This is a genomic window from Candidatus Enterococcus avicola, from assembly GCF_047470845.1.
Taxonomy (GTDB): Bacteria; Bacillota; Bacilli; order Lactobacillales; family Enterococcaceae; genus Enterococcus_D; species Enterococcus_D casseliflavus.
In genome coordinates, this window is sequence record NZ_JBLGTY010000001.1 from 41,678 (window position 1) to 62,504 (window position 20,827).

Here is a 20,827-nt window from a genome sequence, read left to right on the forward strand (position 1 = left end):
GTTGGGGTTTTTTTCGGCAAACGTCCAAGCAATCTTGTACTTTGGATGGGAATCTTGTAGAATGAATGGACGAAGGAGCGAATGGCATGAATGAAGTTTGGCAAAATCAAGTTCCCCCACAAGATATTGAAGCGGAACAAGCGGTCCTAGGGGCAGTCTTTTTAGATGCCGATGCGATCATCGATGCAATGGAAGTAATCGCCCCAGAAGATTTTTATCGCCGCAGCCATCAAATAATTTTTCAAGCAATGATCCAGTTGAACGACCGTAGTGAATCGATCGACTTGATTACGTTGAAAGCAGAAATTGAAAAAAGCAACAGTCTTGAAGATGTTGGTGGCCTGACGTATCTGACTGAATTGAGTCAAGCTTCACCATCAGCAGCAAGTATTGCTTATTATGCGAAGATCGTTGACGACAAAGCCACGTTACGCAATCTGATCCAAACAGCGAGCCGCATCGTAACCAAAGGCTTTGAACAAGATGAAGATGTGCAGTCGATCATTGATCAAGCAGAAAAAAGTATTTTAGAAGTATCCGAAAAGCGCAATAGCAATGGCTTCCAATCGATAGCGGAAGTCTTGAATCGGACGATCGAAACGATCGATCAGTTGGCGCAAAACAATGAAGAAATCACCGGATTACCTACGGGTTATGCGGCTTTAGACAAAATGACGGCGGGGCTGCAAAAAGAAGAGCTGATTATTCTCGCTGCCCGCCCCGCGGTAGGGAAAACCGCGTTTGCCTTGAATATCGCGCAAAATGTCGGAACGAAAACCGATCGTTCCGTAGCGATCTTTAGTCTGGAAATGGGGGCTGAATCATTGGTCAATCGGATGCTGTGTGCGGAAGGCTCGATTGAGGCCAGTCACTTGCGGACGGGGCAGCTCTCAGAAGAAGAGTGGCGGAATTTGATCGTTGCCATGGGCAGTCTTTCTAACGCCAATATCTATATCGATGATACCCCTGGGATCAAGATCTCTGAGATTCGGGCACGTTGTCGGAAACTGGCGCAAGAAAAAGGTAATCTCGGCTTGATTTTGATCGACTACTTGCAGCTGATTGAAGGAACGGGTCGCGAAAACCGCCAACAAGAAGTCTCTGAGATCTCTCGCCAATTAAAGAAACTGGCGAAGGAATTAAAAGTGCCAGTGATCGCACTGTCTCAGCTTTCTCGGGGTGTGGAACAACGACAAGACAAGCGTCCTGTTTTAAGTGATATTCGGGAATCAGGATCGATTGAGCAGGATGCCGATATCGTTGCTTTCTTGTACCGAGATGACTACTACCGCAGCGAAGGCGACGATGACGATGAACCAGAAGAACAACAAAACAACAATGTGATCGAAGTCATTATCGAGAAAAACCGGAGTGGTGCCCGAGGGACCGTCGAACTTCTATTTATCAAAGAATACAATAAGTTCTCCTCGGTCTCGCCGCGAGAAGAGTTCGGGTAAGACACCAACGATGTGAGAAACCAAGGCTCCTGCTGCCGTCTGCATTGCGCTGATGGCAGTAGGGCTTTTTTTATGTGCTGACTTTATTCGTTTTTACGTGTATAAATAATTATTGAGAAGAAAATAGTTCGTTTTTTACCCCTGAAAAATGAGAATTTAAAACGATTATTCGATTTTAGATTGAAAGAGCTTGCGAATCTTGTTACAATACTTAAGGAATGCACTAATTAAAGAAAGAGGTCATTATATGTCATCTGTAGTAGTAGTAGGTACACAATGGGGCGATGAAGGTAAAGGAAAGATTACGGACTTTTTGAGTGAAAACGCGGAAGTCATTGCACGTTATCAAGGTGGAGACAATGCCGGCCATACGATTAAATTTGACGGTGTGACCTATAAACTGCATTTGATTCCTTCTGGGATCTTTTATGCAGATAAAATCAGTGTCATTGGAAACGGGGTCGTTGTGAACCCGAAATCATTAGTTAAAGAATTAGCATACTTGAAAGAAAACAATATAATAACAGAAAACTTAAAGATTTCTGATCGTGCACATGTTATTTTACCTTACCATATCCATTTGGATCAGCTGCAAGAAGATGCCAAAGGTGACAACAAGATCGGTACCACGATCAAAGGGATCGGACCAGCCTATATGGATAAAGCTGCCAGAGTCGGCATTCGGATCGCTGATCTTTTAGACAAAGAAATTTTTGAAGAACGTCTGCGTATCAACTTAGAAGAAAAAAATCGTCAATTCGTGAAAATGTTTGACGCAGAGCCAATCGCTTTTGAAGACATTTTTGAAGAGTATTACGAATATGGCCAACAAATCAAAAAATATGTGACGGATACTTCGGTGATCCTTAACGATGCCTTAGATGAAGGCAAACGGGTTTTATTTGAAGGGGCACAAGGCGTGATGCTGGATATCGACCAAGGAACCTATCCTTTCGTGACATCATCCAACCCCGTTGCTGGAGGTGTCACCATCGGTAGTGGTGTGGGTCCTTCAAAAATCAACAAAGTCGTTGGTGTCTGCAAAGCTTACACCTCTCGGGTAGGAGATGGTCCTTTCCCAACGGAACTGTTTGATGAAACAGGTGAACAAATTCGTAAGATCGGTCGTGAATACGGAACAACGACAGGACGTCCTCGCCGTGTGGGCTGGTTTGATACCGTCGTGATGCGCCATTCAAAACGGGTCTCAGGGATTACAAACCTATCCCTTAACTCGATCGATGTTTTGAGCGGTTTAGAAACCGTGAAGATCTGTACGGCTTATGAACTAGATGGTGAATTGATCTATCATTACCCAGCAAGCTTGAAAGAGTTGAACCGCTGCAAACCAGTCTACGAAGAACTTCCTGGCTGGTCTGAAGACATTACTGGCTGCAAAACATTAGCAGATCTGCCAGAAAATGCACGCAATTACGTTCACCGCATCTCTGAATTAGTCGGTGTCCGCATTTCGACCTTCTCGGTAGGACCAGACCGCAGCCAAACCAACATCTTAGAAAGTGTTTGGGCGCAAATCTAATCTGACGCAAAAGCTTCAGAACAAGACGAAGATTTCCTGTGTCAAAAGCAGTCAACGATAAGTTTGGCTGATTTTGATGAGAATTTCTTCTGTCTTGTTCTTTTTTTGCTATAATAGGGGGTAACGAGAGGGGTGAAACCATGTTTCAAATCATGACAGATTCCTGCTGTGATTTACCAGCAGCAAGATTAGCGGAGCTAGATGTTGCGTATATTCCGATGCTGATCGAATTAGACGGCAAAGAATATATCGATGATATGGGCAAAGAATTTGATACGGAATGGTTTTTAGGAAAACTAAAAGAACATGCGCAGCCGACAACTTCTCAAATCAATGTCGGACGTTATATGGAGTATTTTCGGCCGTATGTCGAAGCGGGCACACCGGTCCTTTATTTAGGTTTTTCTTCAGGAATGAGCGGCTCATTCCAAAGTGCCGTCCAAGCCGTAGCCTTACTAAAAGAAGAATACAAAGAAGTTGCGATCACCTTGATCGATACGCGCTCTGCGAGTTTAGGCGAAGGCTTCTTAGTGGCTGAAGCAGCCCAACAAAAAGCCCAAGGACGTTCGTTGCTAGAAGTCAGCCAATGGGTAGAAGAAAACAAACTGCGTTTAGATTCATGGGTCACCGTCGACGATTTAAAACAATTGGAACGCGGCGGCAGAATCTCTAAAACGGCGGCAGCGATCGGCGGATTGCTGAACGTGAAACCAATCATTACCGTCGATACTGCGGGAAAATTACGCAGCGTTGATCGAGTGCGGGGACGCAACAAAGCGATCCAAAAAATCGTGGATCAAACCATCGCCAATCTTCACGAATCAAAAACCAATACGGTTTATTTTGCCAATGCTGGCGATGCCGAAGCAGCGGAGAAAGTCATCAAACGTTTGACCGAAAAAGTTCCTGACATTATTATTCATCATTATCCATTAGGTCCAACGATCTCCAGTCATACCGGCTACGGCTGCTTGGCGCTGTTTTCATTCGGCAAAGCCCGTTTAGAACAAGCGTAACCCGCCAAAAATACCCGAAGCATCTAGGCAAAATAAAAGAAACGCTCCAGTTGCAGCCTTGGTGGCGGGCAACTGGAGCGTTCTTTTTTTCAAAAGCAGCTTATTGATTCATTTCTGCTACGCGTTTTTGGACATCTTTGTTTTCTAAGAATTCATCGTAGGTCGTTTCGGCACGATCCACCACGCCTTTGCTAGAGACCGCAATGATACGGTTCGCAAGGGTTTGAATAAATTGGTGGTCATGAGAAGCAAACAACAATGAGCCGGTGAAGGCCATCAAGCCATCGTTTAATGCGGTGATCGATTCTAAGTCCAAGTGATTGGTTGGATCATCCAATACCAATACGTTGGCTTTTGAAAGCATCATTTTCGACAACATGCAGCGAACTTTTTCGCCCCCGGAAAGAACGTTGACGGGTTTTAATACTTCGTCACCAGAGAACAACATGCGACCTAGGAAGCTGCGCAAGAAGGTATTGTCGTCTTCTTCTTTGCTTGCGTATTGACGCAACCAATCAACGATCGGGGTATCCGTATCAAATTCGCTGGTCGTATCTTTTGGCAAGTACGCATGCTGCGTGGTCACGCCCCAACGAACACTACCTGTATCAGGAGTGATTTCCCCCATGATGACTTTGAATAGCGTTGTGGTGGTGATATCGCTATTGGCAACAAAAGCGACTTTGTCGTCTTTGTTCAAGGTGAAAGAGATATTGTCTAAAATCTTTTTGCCGTCGATCGTCACACTGACATTGTCGACTTGCAGCAAGTCATTCCCGATTTCACGTTCTGGTTTAAAACCGACAAAGGGGTAGCGGCGAGACGAAGGTTGAATATCATCAAGAGTGATTTTATCCAACATTTTTTTCCGAGATGTTGCTTGTTTGGATTTTGATGCATTGGCACTAAAGCGTGCGATAAAGTCTTGCAGTTCTTTGATCTGCTCTTCTTTTTTGGCATTTGATTGGGATTGTAATTTCGCAGCTAATTGGCTTGATTCCAACCAGAAATCATAGTTGCCGACAAACAATTTGATTTTGCCGAAGTCTAGATCGGCCATATGGGTACAAACTTTATTTAAGAAGTGGCGGTCATGGGAAACAACGATGACGGTGTTGTCAAAGTTGATCAGAAACTCTTCTAACCAGTTGATAGATTGGATATCCAATCCGTTGGTAGGCTCATCTAGGAGCAAGACGTCTGGCTTACCGAAAAGGGCTTGTGCCAGTAAGACTTTCACCCGTTGACCAGCAGTTAGATCTTTCATCAAGACATGATGCAATTCATCGGGAATGTTCAAGCCTTGCAAAAGAACAGCTGCTTCGGGCTCTGCTTCCCAGCCATCAAGTTCCGCAAATTCGCCTTCTAGTTCGGCGGCACGAATCCCATCTTCATCAGAAAAGTCTTCCTTCATGTAGATCGCGTCTTTTTCTTTCATCACTTCGTAGAGACGTTTATGGCCCATGATGACCGTTTCGATCACTGGAAACTCTTCGTAATCATAGTGGTTCTGCTTCAAGACAGCCATCCGTTCATCAGGACCTAAAGACACATTCCCGGTTGAAGGTTGGATCTCACCAGATAAAATTTTTAAAAAAGTTGATTTACCAGCACCATTTGCACCAATCAAACCATAACAATTACCAGGCGTAAACTTAATATTAACATCATCAAACAGTTTGCGGTCTGAAAAATGCAAACTTACATCACTTACTGTAATCAATTCTTTTCCTCACTTTATATAAATTGACATGGAGTCTCCTAGCATTATAGCGATGAATGTTGAAACTTTCAAGTAAAGCCGAGGATTTCATCAGGAAAGGCTTAGGGCTGGTGAAAGAAAAATTTTGGCTGCTGCTGCCTTCCTAGTAGAACCTGACGGCTTCCTATGCTAGAGTATTGGTAGAATAGTTAGACAAAGGAGCAGACGAATGGTGGATTGGTTGGTTGGATTGTCGCCATGGCAGCAAGCGTTGGCGGGGACGATCTTTACGTATGGTATGACGGCGCTTGGGGCAGCGCTAGTCTTTTTCTTCAAAGAAATCAATAAAAATGTCCTGAATACGATGCTGGGGTTTGCCTCTGGCGTGATGATCGCTGCTAGTTTCTGGTCGTTATTAGATCCTGCGATCGCACGAGCCGAAGAAAATGGCGACATTCCGTGGCTTGTGGTCAGCATCGGGTTTGGTTTGGGTGGTTTGTTTCTATATGCAGCAGATAAGACGCTCCCGCATATGCATTTTGGGCCGAATCATGAAACAGAAGGTTTGCCCAGTCATTTGAAGCGAACGATCTTGCTGGTCTTTTCCATCACGCTGCATAATATCCCAGAAGGCTTGGCGGTAGGGGTAGCGTTTGGGGCGGCGGCTAGTGCCGATGATCCGCGAGCAGCGATCTTAGCGGCGCTTTCGGTAGCGATCGGGATCGGGATCCAGAATTTTCCAGAAGGCGCAGCCGTTTCGATCCCCTTGCGCCAAGAAGGGTTAAGCCGAACCAAAGCCTTTATGTACGGGCAAGCGTCAGGGATCGTAGAACCGATCGCCGGTGTGATCGGAGCTTTGCTAGTAACGAGTATGTCCGCTGTCTTGCCGTATGCGTTGGCTTTTGCAGCGGGTGCTATGATCTATGTAGTGGTGGAAGAATTGATTCCAGAAGCGCAGCAAACCTTGTCTAGTCGCCGCCATTTTGCGGTCTTTGGCGTCATGCTAGGCTTTATCTTAATGATGGTTTTAGATGTAGCATTAGGCTGATCGATAAAAAAACACCTGACTTTCCAAAAGTCAGGTGTTTTTGATTTACTTGTAATTAACGATAATATTTTCTTGGCTTTTGGCGAATCGATGTTAACCAGCGAACGATCAAAACGGCTAGCAGCAAAGGAATCCCGAAACGGAAGACCAATCCGATCAGCCCACCAATAATGCCTAATACAACGGATAAAACAAGGGATGCTGCGATTAAAACTGCCACGACAGTAACGATTCTTCCTAATAAACTTTCTGTATTCATTGTGACTCCTCCTAGACTTTTTTTCTTATCCCTAGCATAGCAAGAAAGAAAAAGAAACACATCCAACTTAAGACGGAATAATTGCTCCGCCGTGCGCCATAGGTTTGTGATAAACTAAACATGAATGAATCATGAAAGGAGTCAAAAAGAATGAATGCAGAAATTCTCACGAGCCAAGTCATCACAGAAGGAGGGTGCAATGCCTGTTTGCCTTATGAACTCAATACCTTCACGCTGCAGCTGCCGGATGGTCGTAGTTTTTCGTTAGAAAACTTGGATGCTGCTGCATTGGTGATGCCAATTGCCCAGATCAATCAGTGGCAGACGCGCTTATTATTAGAAGAAGACGAAGGATTGATCTATCAAAAAGGAACGCAAGAAGTAATTTTCGTAGAGGGCAGCCGTCAGGATACGTTTTCCAGCAAAGGACAGACGATTGCTTGTCCGAAAAAGAGTTGCGAAGCTGACGTCTTTGCCACAACCAATCGAGTGCTGACAGAATTGTTTGGCATCGAACCGATTTCCTTCGTTCTGCGGGCTGCACAAGCATAAGAGGACGAAAAAAAGCCGCTTGCGCATGTACCGACCTTTTAAAGTTAGCTTTTTAGTCTAACTATTGGAAGTCATGACAGCAAGTGGCTGTTTTTTCGTATCGTTATTTACGGATCTGGCCTTCGCCATAAATAATGTATTTGGTAGAAGTCAGTGCTTCTAACCCCATTGGCCCACGGGCATGGAGTTTTTGCGTCGAGATGCCGATCTCGGCACCAAAGCCAAACATAAAGCCATCCGTGAAACGGGTCGAAGCATTGACGTAAACCGCCGCCGCATCAACTTCTTTCAAGAAGCGTTGGGAAGCGAAATAATCATCGGTGATGATCGCTTCGGAGTGCTTCGTATTGTAGCGATTGATGTGAGCAATGGCTTCTTCTAGCGAAGCCACCACTTTGATCGCTAAGATATAGTCTAAAAACTCGGTTGCCCAGTCCTCTTCAGTTGCAAGCTGTGCATTGTTCAAAAACGCCAATGCTTTTTGATCCCCTCGCAATTCGACTTGCTCGGCAAACTGCTTTTCTACCATAGGCAAAAACTCCGCTGCCACTGCTTCATGGACGAGGATCGTTTCGATGGCATTGCAGACAGAAGGGCGTTGAGTCTTTGCATTCGTGACGATCGCCAGTGCCATCGGCAGCTGGGCTGCTTGGTCGATGTAGATATGATTGTTGCCGGTGCCGGTTTCGATCACTGGCACCGTGGCGGTCTCTTTGACACGACGAATCAAGCCGGCGCCTCCCCGAGGGATCAAAACATCCAAGTAATCTGTCAGCCGCATCAGCTCAGCCGCTGTTTCGTGGCTCGTATCTTCGATAAACTGGATCGCATGGCGGGAGTGTCCATTGGCAGCTAAAGCCTCTTGTAAAATAGTCACGAGGACTTGATTGGAGTGGAAGGCTTCCTTTCCACCACGCAAAATCACGGCATTTCCTGATTTGAAACACAGACTAGCTGCGTCAGTGGTGACATTAGGGCGGGCTTCGTAGATGATGCCGATGACCCCTAAAGGCACTCGTTGTTGACCAATCAAAAGATCGTCAGCATTGCGCCACATTTTATCCACGGCACCGATTGGGTCGGGCAATTGGGCGACTTCTCGGATGCCGTTAGCCATCTCGGTGATCCGTTGTTCTGTCAGCAACAGTCGATCCAGCATCGTCTGGCTGGTTCCTTTGGCTTTTGCGGCGGCTAGATCTTGTTGATTAGCAGCTAAAATCGTCTCGGCAGCTTTTTCTAAAGCATCGGCCATCGCTGCCAGTAGGTGGTTTTTTTCGTTGGCACTCAGTAAGCTTAATGTCTGGGCGCTTGCTTGAGCTTGTTGACCGATCGTTTGCAAGTTGCTCATTGCTCATCCTCCGTTCGTTGATAAAAGTGGGTGCCGACAGGTTCCCCTGCGAGCAAGTCAAAAATAATTTTCGGCTGCTTGCCGTTAGCCAGCAGCATGTGACTGTTCAAGTCTAAGATACGTTGGGCGGCTTTTAGTTTACTGGTCATACCGCCGGTTCCATAAGGACTGCCTTTTCCCGTAGCTTGTTCTAAAAGTTCTGGGGTGATTTCATTGATCTCGGAATACAAAACGGCCTCAGGATCATTCAGCGGATTGGCGGAATAAAAGCCGTCGATATCAGAAAGCATGATCAAAAGCTCGGCTTTCGTCAACTGAGCGACGATCGCTGACAGCTGGTCATTGTCGCCGAATTTGGTGAGATGATCCAATTCATCCACTGCTACCGTGTCGTTTTCATTAATGATCGGGATGATCCCCATCGTAAGTAATTGCTCCAAGGTGTTGCTAACGTTTTGACGGCTTTGGGGGAATTCGATGATGTCTCTGGTCAGCAGGATCTGTGCAGTCTGCTGGCTATAGCTTTGAAAACGCTGGTTGTAGATCGTCATCAGTTCTGATTGGCCAACGGCTGCCACGGCTTGCTGCTGCGGGATCTCCACGGGTCGTTCTTTCAAATTCAACTTGTTCATGCCAACACCGATCGCACCAGAAGAAACTAAGATGATTTCTTTGCCTTGGTTTTGCAAAGCTGCTAAGACAAAGGCTAATTCATCGATGCCAGCTAGATTGATGGCACCATTGGGATAAATCAACGAGCTGGTGCCGATTTTTACAACGATTCGGTTTTTGTTTGAAAGATCTGCGCGCATATGCCACCGCCTATTTTTTGATATTTTTTCTATTGTACTCGCAAACGGGCGTTTCGTCATGTCCTTTTTTCTTTTTGGTCTATTTTTAAACGAAGAAATTGTAAAGACTTTTCGATAATTGTGTTTTCCATGAAGAAAATAGTTCTTCCTATGCTAAAATAGCTATATGTTTTATTATTGGAGGAACCCATGAAATTACGAGGATTTGAAATTATTACAGCATATAAAGAAAAAAGCATCACCTTGCCTCAACGTGCCACCCATCATGCGGCTGGTTACGACTTTGAAGCAGCGGAAGAAATCGTGGTGCCAAGCATTTGGAAAGCGGGCGCGATCGACGGGGTCAAAGCGCTTTTTGCGAAAGAGACCGCAAAACAGTTGAAGCCAACCTTGATTCCCACGGGGATCAAAGCCTATATGGGGGAAGATGAGTATTTGCAGCTGACAAATCGTTCCAGCAATCCTTTGAAACGTTTCTTAGTCTTGACGAATGGTGTCGGCGTCATCGACAGCGATTACTATGACAATCCAGATAATGAAGGGCATATCATGTTTCAGTTTACCAATTTCGGCCCCACAGATGTCGTCATTAAAAAAGGCGAACGGATCGGCCAAGGAATTTTCTTGCCGTTCTTAAAAGCTGATCAAGATACAACCACTGCCAGCCGAACAGGCGGCTTTGGCTCCTCGAATCAGTAAATCCTGCCTGGGGGTCTGTTTGATAGAAGTAGTGGAGGAGATCAATGGCAAAAAAAGCAAAAAGTCAATTTGTCTGTCAAAATTGTGGGTATAGTTCCCCTAAATATTTAGGGAAATGCCCCAATTGCGGCAGCTGGAATTCAATGGTGGAAGAAGTGATCCAAGAAACCGCCGATCGTCGAGTACGTACGACATTGACGGGGCAAAAGATGCAGCCGACGAAAATCGCCGATGTCGTACCGAAAAAAGAACCGCGGGTCCAAACGAAACTCGCTGAGTTGAATCGCGTCTTAGGCGGCGGCGTGGTCCCAGGCTCCTTGATTTTGATCGGTGGGGATCCAGGGATCGGAAAATCGACGCTGCTCTTGCAAGTTTCCCAGCAATTAGCAGCGATCGGCGGGACGGTCTTGTATGTGTCAGGAGAAGAAAGTGCCGAACAAATCAAAATGCGGGCGCAGCGCTTAGGCGCCATCGACACAGAATTTTATCTCTATGGGGAAACGGACATGTCAGAGATCAGTAAAGCGATCGAAAACATCCGCCCAGATTATGTGATCATCGATTCGATCCAAACCATGACCCAACCGGATATCACCAGCGTGGCAGGCAGTGTCAGCCAAGTGCGAGAAACGACCGCAGAATTGCTGAAAATCGCCAAAACCAATGGCATCGCCATCTTTATCGTTGGCCACGTGACGAAGGAAGGCTCGATCGCAGGACCGCGGATGTTGGAGCATATGGTGGATACCGTCTTGTATTTCGAAGGCGAAAAGCACCATAGTTTTCGAATTTTGCGGGCCGTCAAAAACCGCTTTGGGTCCACCAATGAGATCGGGATTTTTGAAATGGAAGAAGGCGGGTTGAAAGAAGTCGCCAATCCGTCACAAGTCTTTTTGGAAGAACGCTTAGAAGGCGCAACTGGATCGGCGATCGTAGTGGCAATGGAAGGCAGTCGGCCAATCTTGGTGGAGATCCAAGCACTGGTCACGCCAACGATGTTCGGCAATGCCAAACGCACGACGACGGGGCTAGACTTCAACCGCGTCTCGCTGATCATGGCGGTTTTAGAAAAACGGGCAGGCTTGCTGCTGCAAAATCAAGATGCCTACTTAAAAGCAGCCGGCGGGGTCAAATTAAATGAACCCGCGATCGATCTAGCGATCGCTGTTAGTATCGCGTCTAGCTACAAAGAAAAAGGCACCAGCCCGACGGAGTGTTTTATCGGTGAAATTGGCTTGACGGGTGAGATTCGCCGAGTCAACGCGATCGAGCAACGGGTCAAAGAGGTGCAAAAACTAGGTTTTACGAAAGTTTATTTGCCGAAAAATAATCTGACTGGCTGGCAGCCGCCCAAAGGCATCGAAGTCGAAGGCGTGTCTACCTTAGCCGAAACCTTGCGGAAAGTCTTCCGTTAAAGTGGAGTCAATGCAAGAGCAAGGGGCAATCGCCTCTCCTCTTGCCCTGACGCTGCTGGTTCATTTGGTTGAACCAACCGACCGACAGCCGCTGGCTGGCGGAAGGAGCCTGTCTGGCAGCACGGATTTTTGAACAAAAGAAACCTACTGGAGTATGGAGGAACATGTATGCAGAAACGAGTCATTACCGCACTAATGGTACTTGCCGGAGCAAGTCTGGGGATCTCACTGATGCCTATCGCATGGCAAGCCATTGGGCAAACCCAAAATGAATGGCTGAATAATAACATCACTAATAGTTTGCTTGGAGCCCTTATTTTCTTTTTATTATCTTTACTATTAGCGAAATATATTGCAGCCGGTATTCGCAAAATTGAAGAAAAACTAAGTGAATTGAGCTTAACGTATCTCTTGTTTGGCGCAATTGGTTCGATCATCGGTCTGATGATCGGTGTGATCGTGTCGATTCCTTTTTACAATTGGGATATTCCTTTTATCAACGGGATCGCCCCAATCTTAGTGATGGTCCTGTTAGGGTATCTCGGTTTTCAGATCGGGACGACACGGATCGACGAATGGAAAAAAGTCTTTGCCCCGAAAAACAAAAAGGCAGAGCCCCAAGAGCAAGATGAACAGCAGATGTTGGAAAGAAAAATCGCGGACCATTTCCACAAATACAAAATTTTGGATACCAGCGTGATCATTGATGGTCGGATCTATGACATTGCTAAAACGGGCTTTTTAGAAGGCGTCTTGCTGATCCCGAATTTTGTCTTGTATGAATTGCAATACATCGCAGATTCTGGCGATAGTTTGAAACGGGTTCGGGGCCGCCGCGGCTTGGATATTTTGAATGCTTTGCAAAAAGAAGAAGGCATCGCAGTTGAGATGTATGAAGGCGATTTTGAAGACATTTCCGAAGTCGATAGCAAGCTGATCAAGTTAGCGAAGATGCTGGATGGTGTCGTCGTGACCAATGATTACAATCTAAACAAAGTTTCTGAATTTCAAAATGTGCCTGTCTTGAATATCAATGCGTTGGCCAATGCGGTCAAACCAGTGGTGATTCCAGGAGAAAGCATGCACGTCTTAGTGGTGAAAGCTGGCACGGAGCGCCAGCAAGGGGTCGCTTATCTAGATGACGGGACGATGGTCGTGGTGGAAGATGGCCAGCATTACATGAATGAACACATCGAAGTGATCGTCACCAGCGCCTTGCAAACGGCAGCTGGGCGGATGATTTTTGCCAAACCAGCCCATTCTGGTCGCGGCATCGACAACAAAGAAGGATCGAAATCAGAGAAATAATCCTAGGCAGCTGGCGTAAAATATGCCAGCTGCCTTTACTAATTGGGTTATTGATTGTACAATTCAACTTGAGGGTTCTGTTTTTTACGCGGGTCTTTCCCACTAAACTGAACAATAAGCCCCAAGCAGCTTGGCTGGCTTGGAAATCAGATGAAGGAAGAGGAAAACAATGACAAAAGTACGTGTACGTTACGCGCCAAGTCCAACAGGACATTTACACATCGGGAATGCTCGGACGGCTTTATTCAATTATTTGTTTGCTCGTCACAATGACGGTGAATTTATTATCCGAATCGAAGACACCGATCAAAAAAGAAACATTGAAGATGGTGAAAAAAGCCAGCTTGAAAACTTGCAATGGTTAGGAATGGATTGGGACGAATCACCTGAAAATCCAGGAGAATACGGTCCGTATCGTCAATCAGAACGCGGCGATATCTACCAACCACTGATCGATCAATTGCTTGCAAGCAATCGTGCGTATAAGTGTTATTGTACGGAAGAAGAACTGGAAGCCGAACGTGAAGGCCAAAGAGCTCGTGGCGAAATGCCCCATTATGCAGGGAAATGTGCCAACTTAACACCAGAAGAGCAAGCCGAAAAAGAAGCACAAGGCTTGAAACCAGTGATTCGTTTCCGTGTCTCTCGCAATACTGAATACAAATTCCACGACATGGTCAAAGGCGAGATCGTTTTTGAATCAGATAATGTCGGTGGCGATTTTGTCATCCAAAAACGTGACGGTATGCCGACTTACAACTTTGCAGTAGCAGTCGATGACCATCATATGAAAATCACCCATGTGCTGCGTGGAGATGACCACATCGCCAACACACCAAAACAGTTGATGATCTATGAAGCATTTGGCTGGCAAGCACCAGAATTCGGGCATATGACGTTGATCATCAATAGCGAAACCGGGAAAAAATTAAGCAAACGGGACGAATCGATTCTCCAATTCATCGAGCAATACCGTGAGTTGGGTTATCTACCAGACGCTATGTTCAACTTCATTGCACTTTTAGGCTGGTCACCAGTAGGGGAAGAAGAAATCTTCTCTCAAGAAGAATTGATCAAAATCTTTGATCCTGAACGGTTGAGCAAATCACCAGCTGCCTTCGATGCCAAGAAGTTGGAATGGGTCAATAACCAATACATGAAACAAATGGATCTGGATGAATTGACGGCAATGTGCGTCCCTTACTTGGTAAAAGCCGGTCGCATCGAAGAAACATTGACCGAAGAAAAAGCTGCCTGGTTGAAAAAAATCGTTTCCTTGTATCAACCGCAAATGAGTTTTGCGGCACAAATCGTCGACCTTTCGGAATTGTTCTTCGAAGAACACCCTGAATTAGATGATGCAGCCAAAGAAGTCTTAGCAGGAGAAACTGTACCGACGGTTTTAACAGCCTTTAAAGAAAAATTACAGGCGATGCCAGTCGTTGAGGCTGCGGCAGTCAAAGCAGCCATCAAAGAGATCCAAAAAGAAACAGGCATCAAAGGCAAGAATTTATTCATGCCGATCCGCGTGGCGGTCTCAGGCCAAACCCACGGACCAGAACTACCAGATACCGTTGAATTATTAGGGAAAGAAAAAGCCCTTGATCATTTGAATAACGTGTTATAAACACAGCGAATAGACGAAGTACTAGCCGATTTTTTTCAGAGAGACCACGGAAGGTGAGAGTGGTCAAAAAAGGCTAGGAAATGCACCTAGGAGTGGCTTTGGCGCAAGTCAAAGACGAAGCAGCGGACGTTACCCGCTTGAAGGCAGTGCCGAACTGCGAACAAAAGTGGGACCACGCAAAAAAGCGTCTTTTGAATAAGGTAACTTATTTGAAAGACGCTTTTTTCGTATCAAGAAGTTTGGATAAAGTAGGTGAGAAGATGACTTGGTTCAAAAAAGCAATTGCGGCAACAAAAAAACATGATCCATCGGTACGATCAACGTTGGAGATCATCATCACATACCCAGGATTTCATGCCTTGTTTTGGCATCGTTGGTCGCATTTTTTGTTTCAGCATCGCTGGTATTTTTTGGCAAAACTGACGGCCCAGTTTTGGCGTTTCTTGACTGGGATCGAGATTCATCCTGGTGCGCAGATCGGCCAAGGGGTCTTTATCGATCATGGGATGGGCGTCGTGATCGGGGAAACGGCGATCATTGAAGATGATGTCGTCTTGTTTCACGGTGTCACCTTAGGGGGAACCGGTAAAGAGCGGGGCAAGCGTCATCCCACGGTTAAAACCGGTGCGTTTCTCTCAGCCCATGCGCAGATCTTAGGCCCTGTCACGATCGGTGAGCGTGCAAAGATCGGCGCCAATGCAGTGGTTTTGAAGGATATCCCCGCAGAAGCAACTGCTGTCGGAATCCCAGCAAAGATCGTTCGAATCAAAGGAAAGAAGGTTACCCACGATGATTAAAATCTATAATACGCTGACACGGGAAAAAGAAGTGTTTCAGCCATTAGAAGAAAAGAAAGTAAAAATGTATGTTTGCGGACCCACCGTCTATAACTACATCCATATCGGGAATGGCCGCAGTACTGTGTCGTTTGATACCGTGCGCCGTTATTTTGAATACCGCGGCTATACAGTGGACTATTTGATGAATTTTACCGATGTCGATGATAAAATCATTCGTGCGGCAAAAGAATTAGGCACGACGGCCCCAGAAGTGGCAGAGCGTTTTATCAACGCCTTCAATGAAGATACCGCAGCGCTGAACGTCAAACCTGCTACGATGAACCCTCGTGTGATGGATCATATCGAAGACATCATTGCCTTTATTGCTGCTCTTGTAGAAAAAGGCTATGCCTATCCAGTCAATGGCGATGTTTATTACCGTACCCGTAAATTTGCTCACTATGGGCAATTAAGCGACCAATCCATCGATGAGCTGGAAGTCGGCGCAAGCCAGCGGACCGGTGAAGAACAAAAAATCAAGGAAGATCCGTTGGATTTTGCTTTGTGGAAAGCGGCAAAAGGCGATGAGATCGCTTGGGAATCTCCTTGGGGAGCCGGTCGTCCTGGCTGGCATATCGAATGCTCGGTGATGGCGACCAAACACCTAGGCGAGACCATCGATATTCATGGAGGCGGACAAGACTTGACCTTCCCGCATCATGAAAATGAGATCGCCCAAAGCGAGGCGAAAACTGGCAAGACCTTTGCCAACTATTGGATGCATAACGGCTATGTGACGATCGGTGAAGACGAAGAAAAAATGAGTAAGTCACTGGGCAACTTCGTCACGGTGCATGAGATGGTCAAAAAAGTTGATCCGCAGGTGCTGCGTTTCTTTTTGGCAACGACCCAGTACCGCCGACCAATCAAATACAGTGAGACTACCTTGCATGAAGCACAAACCAACCTGCAAAAATTGCGGACGACCTATGAAAATGCCAAATTCCGCTTGAATAGCAGTCATTATCAAGCCAGCGATGAGGAAGTCAATGCAGCGGTTCTGGAAGAATTTGAAGAACGTTTCGTCAAAGAAATGGACGACGATTTCAATGCGGCTAACGGGATCACTGTGGTCTATGAATTGGCGAAGTGGCTGAACTTAGCTAGCGAAGACCCAGAAACAGATTTGGCTTTATTAGCGGCTGGATTAGCCAAATTCAGCGAATGGCTGACGATTTTCGGGATTTATTTTGTATCCGAAGAATTGCTGGATGAAGAAATCGAACAGCTGATCAATGAACGGATCGCCGCCCGCAAAGCCAAAGATTTTGCCCGCAGCGACCAAATCCGTGATGAGTTGAAAGAACAAGGGATCATCTTAGAAGATACCCCGCAAGGAACCCGATGGAGACGAGAAGCATGAGAGATTATAAACAATTGAATGGTTTGGCATTGGCCTATGTGGGGGATGCGGTCTATGAAGTCTATATTCGCGATTATTTAGTCGCCCAAGGCCAAACCCGCCCGAACCAACTGCACCATATGGCGACCCACTATGTGTCGGCCAAAGCCCAAGCGGCATTGATCCAAAAGATGTTGGATGAAGAGATCCTGACCGAAGAAGAACATGATTTTTACCGCCGCGGCCGCAATAGTAAAAGCCATACGGGCGCCAAAAATGCCGATGTCACGACGTATCGTATCGCTACTGGCTTTGAATCGCTGATCGGGTATTTGCACCTCACGCAGCAAAAAGAACGCTTAGACGAGCTAATAGACTGGTGTATAAAGAAAGTAGGAGAAGAAGATGCGAGAAAAACCGCAAAGAAAGCGTCCAAATAAAAAAACAGCTGGCCGATCAGAAGCCAGACAAGAAAATAGACCGGATCGCCGCAAAGAAGCCGCTGGAGAAGCCATCGAAGATAATTTTGTCTTCGGCTATCATGCGGTTGCTGAAGCCTTGAAAGAAGGGCGAGGCAACAAGCTGTTTCTTTCCGAAGAAGCACGGGGAGAAAAAATCGATCGTTTGAAAGAAATGGCGCGGGAACAGGCGGTTCCGGTCAAATGGGTGCCAAAACAAAAGCTGGATAAGATGAGTGACCAAGGGGTCCATCAAGGCATGATCTTGGCGATCACCCCTTATCAGTATTTGACCTTGGATGAATTGTTGGCCCAAACGAAAGAACAGCCGCTGTATCTGATTTTAGATAATCTAGAAGATCCCCATAATTTCGGCTCCATCATGCGAACCGCTGATGCCAGCGGCGTAGACGGGATCATCATTCCAAAACACCGTGCGGTGGGGATCACGCCGATCGTGGTGAAAACGTCGACCGGTGCAGTGGAACATATCCCTGTGGCCCGTGTGACCAACTTGACCCAAGCAGTCCAGCAACTGAAAAAAGCTGGTTTTTGGATCTTCGGTACGGATATGAGTGGCAGTGATTACCGCACATGGAATGCCCAAGGGGCGGTCGGTTTGATCATCGGCAACGAAGGTCGCGGCATGGGGGAAGGTTTGAAAAAAGAAGTGGATCAAATGCTGACGATCCCAATGACTGGGCACGTGCAGAGCTTAAATGCCAGTGTGGCGGCAGGTTTGTTGATGTATCAGGCCTTTACTAGCCGAAATGGGGCGTCCCAATGAAAACCCCTTTGCTGATCGTGGATGGCTACAATATGATTGGCGCTTGGCCGGAGCTGGTTCTTTTGAAAAATCAGGACCGTTTAGAAGATGCCCGAGAAGCCTTACTGAATCGGCTGTCGAATTATGCAAAATATGAAGGGTTGAAAATCATCGTTGTTTTTGATGCTCAACTGGTGCCTGGTGTGACCCAAAGTTACACCAAATATCAGCTGGAAGTTATTTTTACCGAAGAAGGAGAGACCGCCGACAGCTACATCGAACGAATCGCTGGTGAATTAAACAATCGATTGACCCAAGTCACCGTCGCTACCAGCGATTTAGCCGAACAGTGGGTGATCTTCTCTCAAGGTGCTTTGCGAACTTCGGCACGGGAATTGTACAAAAGCGTGGAAAAAACGGAAAAAGACATCCACGAGCATCAAACCGACTTGCGGTTTGAAAATTTCCGACGCAATTCCCCTTGGTCACCTGAACAATTAGCCGAACTTGAAAAGAAATTGCAAGACCTTAGTTAGGGACAAAGTTGGTCTGGTAAATTAGAAGATGTCCCAGCCATTTATGATACGCTCCTTTTGTAGCAAATGAACCAAAAACAAAAGGAGTGATCTCGATGCGCACAAAGGAAAGACAAGTATCGCACCGTTCAGATAGATTTGAAGAGTTGTTCAGAAAATATCGACCGATCGTTGAGATTTTGCATAAAAAATATTATCTGCGGGATTATGACTTAGATGATTGGCTGCAAGAAGGCAGGATCGTTTTTAATAAGTGTCTAAAGACTTACGATAAGGACAAAGGAACGACGATCGGTATCTTGTTTAAGCGTTCCTTTGAGAACCGTATCTGCAGCCTGTTGCGGGCGCAGCATGCCCAAAAACGCAAAGCTCAAGTCGATGCCTGCTCGCTGGAAGAAAAGCTTTTACAAGAAGGCAATCGGTTTTTGACCGATCATAATCGCTGTGCGGAAACTGCAGAGACCTACTTGTTCGTTAATGAATCGTTGGCAGAGTATCCGAAAAGTTTATCGTCTTTAGAACGAATGGTTATAATGAATTATTTAAAAGGATTAGAACTTGATCAGATTGCCGTTCAAGAAAAGCTGCCTTATGAAAAAATAAAAAGCGCTTTCAGTCGCGGTCGGACAAAGTTGATAGCGCTTATCAAGGGTGTTTAACAAAAATCTTATTGAAAGTAGAATTATTTTATGGTAAACTTGAAATTTTCTGCTTTTCGTGGTATGATGATGCTCGAGGTGAATGCGATGCCAACAACTTTAGCTACGATCAAGAAAGATTTAGAAGGCCGTATCGGTAGTGAGATTATGCTAGTTGCTCAGACTGGACGTAAGCGTCAAACTGAACGTCGCGGCGTTTTGACAGAAACTTATCCTTCAGTTTTTGTTGTAGATTTGGATCCAAATGAGAATTCATTCGAGCGGGTTTCTTATAGTTATTCAGATATTTTAACTAGAACTGTTGAGATTGAATTTTTATCAGAAGCTGTTTGAAACAAGAAGAGTTGACACTTTGTTGACTCTTTTTTGGTTCAATAAGATAAGGAGTGATGGGATGGCGTTTTTTCTAAAAGAGTTAGGGGAAATGACTGGGGTGGAGTTTTATCAGCTTGCCTGTTTGCGTACAGCGGTTTTTGTGGTGGAACAAGCGTGTGCGTATCAAGAGATCGATGCGATCGATGCACAAGCCAAACATTTATGGGCCCTTGATGAGGAAGGGCAGATCGTATCGTACGCCCGTATTTTCCAGCAGGAACAAACGGTGCATTTTGGTCGGGTCATTGTGGCACCAGCATACCGTGGGCAAAAAGAAGGCCATCGTCTGATCAAAGAAGTTTTGCATCGCATTGAGCAGTGTTATCCAGCTTTGCCTATTGAGATCGAAGCACAAGCCCACTTAGAAAAATTCTACGGCCAGTATGGCTTTAAAACCATTACACCGCCTTTTTATGAAGACGGGATCCTGCATGTCGGGATGAAAAAAGAAGCAAGCACAGCGACTCTCTAGCGAGGTTCGCGTGCTTGCTTCTTTTAGCGCTATGATTGATGGATCGGATGAATCCGAATCGCTTCTTTCGACCTTATTGACTAAGAGCTGTTTTTTTATCGGATCGTATCATCCAATGATGTTGGACGTGGATCCACAGTGTTGGCAGGAGGCGTTTGCGCTTTTAGAAGGTCTCGAATCTCTTCTAAATAATCCTCTGCAGTGACTTCTGGTACTTCTTCTTCCTCAGGTTGTTGTTTCAGATTGCGTAGTTTGTTGACTGCTTTGACAATCAAGAACAAGACAAATGCGGTAATCAAGAACGTAATAATGGCAGTAATTACGCGGCCGAAATCAAAGACCACATTTTTGGCTGGTTCAAAGACCAAGCCAGAAAAGGCATCTGCGTTACCAAAGAGTGATAAGATCCATGAAACCAATGGTGTCAGCAATCCTTCAACTAAACTCGTGACGATTGCGGTGAAGGCACTCCCGATCACGACCCCGATCGCCAAGTCAATGACGTTTCCTCGTAAAATAAATTCTTTAAATTCTTTAATCATCCTGTATCCTCCCTTCTAAATCTTACTGACAGTATAGCGAAAAACGCGGGATTTA

Annotated in this window: 23 protein-coding genes and 1 other annotated feature; of the genes, 18 read left to right on the forward strand and 5 right to left on the reverse strand. The window is 45.8% G+C overall.

Annotated features, from left to right (window positions below):
- Window positions 1-86 precede the first annotated feature (86 nt).
- From dnaB to ACI3E5_RS00215, 3 genes are all read left to right on the forward strand, one after another.
- Window positions 87-1,457 carry a replicative DNA helicase gene (gene dnaB / locus ACI3E5_RS00205; protein WP_005226374.1) on the forward strand — a complete coding sequence of 457 codons (1,371 nt, stop codon included), beginning with the start codon at window positions 87-89 and terminating at the stop codon, window positions 1,455-1,457.
- Between the two features lie 247 nt (window positions 1,458-1,704).
- On the forward strand, window positions 1,705-2,997 hold the full coding sequence (locus tag ACI3E5_RS00210; protein ID WP_005232916.1) for an adenylosuccinate synthase: 1,293 nt from the start codon (window positions 1,705-1,707) through the stop codon (window positions 2,995-2,997).
- A 140-nt stretch (window positions 2,998-3,137) separates the two neighbouring features.
- Window positions 3,138-4,013 carry a DegV family protein gene (locus tag ACI3E5_RS00215; RefSeq protein WP_016611673.1) on the forward strand — a complete coding sequence of 292 codons (876 nt, stop codon included), beginning with the start codon at window positions 3,138-3,140 and terminating at the stop codon, window positions 4,011-4,013.
- A 100-nt stretch (window positions 4,014-4,113) separates the two neighbouring features.
- Here the strand turns inward: ACI3E5_RS00215 and ACI3E5_RS00220 are convergent, their stop codons facing one another.
- Entirely contained in the window at window positions 4,114-5,736 is a 1,623-nt protein-coding gene (locus tag ACI3E5_RS00220) for an ABC-F family ATP-binding cassette domain-containing protein (protein WP_005226380.1), read from the reverse strand.
- Window positions 5,737-5,944: 208 nt separating this feature from the next.
- Here ACI3E5_RS00220 and ACI3E5_RS00225 point away from each other — a divergent pair, with 208 nt between their 5' ends.
- A complete protein-coding gene (locus ACI3E5_RS00225) occupies window positions 5,945-6,763 on the forward strand; it encodes a ZIP family metal transporter (protein ID WP_016608938.1) in 819 nt (272 codons plus the stop codon).
- 55 nt (window positions 6,764-6,818) lie between these two features.
- On the opposite strand, the gene ACI3E5_RS00230 is transcribed toward ACI3E5_RS00225, so the two are convergent.
- Window positions 6,819-7,022, reverse strand: a complete 204-nt coding sequence (locus tag ACI3E5_RS00230) for a hypothetical protein (RefSeq protein WP_010748476.1) — start codon at window positions 7,020-7,022, stop codon at window positions 6,819-6,821.
- A 150-nt stretch (window positions 7,023-7,172) separates the two neighbouring features.
- Here ACI3E5_RS00230 and ACI3E5_RS00235 point away from each other — a divergent pair, with 150 nt between their 5' ends.
- Entirely contained in the window at window positions 7,173-7,574 is a 402-nt protein-coding gene (locus ACI3E5_RS00235) for a DUF4809 family protein (protein WP_325844878.1), read from the forward strand.
- 103 nt (window positions 7,575-7,677) lie between these two features.
- Here ACI3E5_RS00235 and ACI3E5_RS00240 read toward each other — a convergent pair whose 3' ends face one another.
- Window positions 7,678-8,922 (reverse strand): glutamate-5-semialdehyde dehydrogenase, encoded by a 1,245-nt coding sequence (locus ACI3E5_RS00240; protein ID WP_325844877.1) that lies wholly within the window; start codon window positions 8,920-8,922, stop codon window positions 7,678-7,680.
- Window positions 8,919-9,734 carry a glutamate 5-kinase gene (proB, locus tag ACI3E5_RS00245; protein WP_005226390.1) on the reverse strand — a complete coding sequence of 272 codons (816 nt, stop codon included), beginning with the start codon at window positions 9,732-9,734 and terminating at the stop codon, window positions 8,919-8,921. Before proB ends, ACI3E5_RS00240 begins: the two co-directional genes overlap by 4 nt.
- Window positions 9,735-9,923: 189 nt before the next feature.
- Between proB and ACI3E5_RS00250 the strand changes: the two genes are divergently transcribed.
- The 13 genes from ACI3E5_RS00250 to ACI3E5_RS00310 all read left to right on the forward strand — a co-directional run bounded on the left by ACI3E5_RS00250 (window position 9,924) and on the right by ACI3E5_RS00310 (window position 20,230).
- Window positions 9,924-10,433 (forward strand): dCTP deaminase/dUTPase family protein, encoded by a 510-nt coding sequence (locus ACI3E5_RS00250; RefSeq protein WP_325844876.1) that lies wholly within the window; start codon window positions 9,924-9,926, stop codon window positions 10,431-10,433.
- Between the two features lie 44 nt (window positions 10,434-10,477).
- Window positions 10,478-11,848, forward strand: coding sequence for a DNA repair protein RadA (gene radA / locus ACI3E5_RS00255; protein WP_005226394.1), 1,371 nt, complete (start codon window positions 10,478-10,480; stop codon window positions 11,846-11,848).
- A 1-nt stretch (window position 11,849) separates the two neighbouring features.
- Window positions 11,850-11,981, forward strand: a complete 132-nt coding sequence (locus ACI3E5_RS00260) for a hypothetical protein (RefSeq protein ID WP_325907255.1) — start codon at window positions 11,850-11,852, stop codon at window positions 11,979-11,981.
- A gap of 35 nt (window positions 11,982-12,016) precedes the next feature.
- The gene (locus ACI3E5_RS00265; RefSeq protein WP_005226396.1) at window positions 12,017-13,156 is read left to right on the forward strand and encodes a PIN/TRAM domain-containing protein; all 1,140 of its coding nucleotides are present in this window, start codon (window positions 12,017-12,019) and stop codon (window positions 13,154-13,156) included.
- A 169-nt stretch (window positions 13,157-13,325) separates the two neighbouring features.
- Window positions 13,326-14,783: a glutamate--tRNA ligase gene (gltX, locus tag ACI3E5_RS00270; RefSeq protein WP_016608945.1), complete on the forward strand. Its 1,458-nt coding sequence runs from the start codon at window positions 13,326-13,328 to the stop codon at window positions 14,781-14,783.
- Window positions 14,780-14,978: a binding site (T-box leader), on the forward strand. Its footprint overlaps the gene before it by 4 nt.
- 65 nt (window positions 14,979-15,043) lie before the next feature.
- Window positions 15,044-15,580: a serine O-acetyltransferase EpsC gene (epsC, locus tag ACI3E5_RS00275; protein ID WP_026008130.1), complete on the forward strand. Its 537-nt coding sequence runs from the start codon at window positions 15,044-15,046 to the stop codon at window positions 15,578-15,580.
- Window positions 15,573-16,985, forward strand: a complete 1,413-nt coding sequence (cysS, locus tag ACI3E5_RS00280) for a cysteine--tRNA ligase (protein WP_015508686.1) — start codon at window positions 15,573-15,575, stop codon at window positions 16,983-16,985. The genes epsC and cysS overlap by 8 nt, the downstream gene beginning before the upstream one ends.
- Window positions 16,982-17,404 carry a Mini-ribonuclease 3 gene (locus ACI3E5_RS00285; protein ID WP_015508687.1) on the forward strand — a complete coding sequence of 141 codons (423 nt, stop codon included), beginning with the start codon at window positions 16,982-16,984 and terminating at the stop codon, window positions 17,402-17,404. The genes cysS and ACI3E5_RS00285 overlap by 4 nt, the downstream gene beginning before the upstream one ends.
- Window positions 17,370-18,209 (forward strand): 23S rRNA (guanosine(2251)-2'-O)-methyltransferase RlmB, encoded by an 840-nt coding sequence (gene rlmB / locus ACI3E5_RS00290; RefSeq protein ID WP_325844873.1) that lies wholly within the window; start codon window positions 17,370-17,372, stop codon window positions 18,207-18,209. Before ACI3E5_RS00285 ends, rlmB begins: the two co-directional genes overlap by 35 nt.
- On the forward strand, window positions 18,206-18,724 hold the full coding sequence (locus tag ACI3E5_RS00295; protein WP_010748486.1) for an NYN domain-containing protein: 519 nt from the start codon (window positions 18,206-18,208) through the stop codon (window positions 18,722-18,724). Before rlmB ends, ACI3E5_RS00295 begins: the two co-directional genes overlap by 4 nt.
- A gap of 95 nt (window positions 18,725-18,819) precedes the next feature.
- A complete protein-coding gene (locus tag ACI3E5_RS00300; RefSeq protein ID WP_115231489.1) occupies window positions 18,820-19,383 on the forward strand; it encodes a sigma-70 family RNA polymerase sigma factor in 564 nt (187 codons plus the stop codon).
- An 87-nt stretch (window positions 19,384-19,470) separates the two neighbouring features.
- The gene (locus tag ACI3E5_RS00305; protein ID WP_005226417.1) at window positions 19,471-19,716 is read left to right on the forward strand and encodes a Veg family protein; all 246 of its coding nucleotides are present in this window, start codon (window positions 19,471-19,473) and stop codon (window positions 19,714-19,716) included.
- Between the two features lie 61 nt (window positions 19,717-19,777).
- The gene (locus ACI3E5_RS00310) at window positions 19,778-20,230 is read left to right on the forward strand and encodes a GNAT family N-acetyltransferase (RefSeq protein WP_498820697.1); all 453 of its coding nucleotides are present in this window, start codon (window positions 19,778-19,780) and stop codon (window positions 20,228-20,230) included.
- Window positions 20,231-20,325: 95 nt separating this feature from the next.
- Here ACI3E5_RS00310 and mscL read toward each other — a convergent pair whose 3' ends face one another.
- Window positions 20,326-20,772: a large conductance mechanosensitive channel protein MscL gene (gene mscL, locus ACI3E5_RS00315; protein WP_005226421.1), complete on the reverse strand. Its 447-nt coding sequence runs from the start codon at window positions 20,770-20,772 to the stop codon at window positions 20,326-20,328.
- Between the last annotated feature and the right edge of the window lie 55 nt (window positions 20,773-20,827).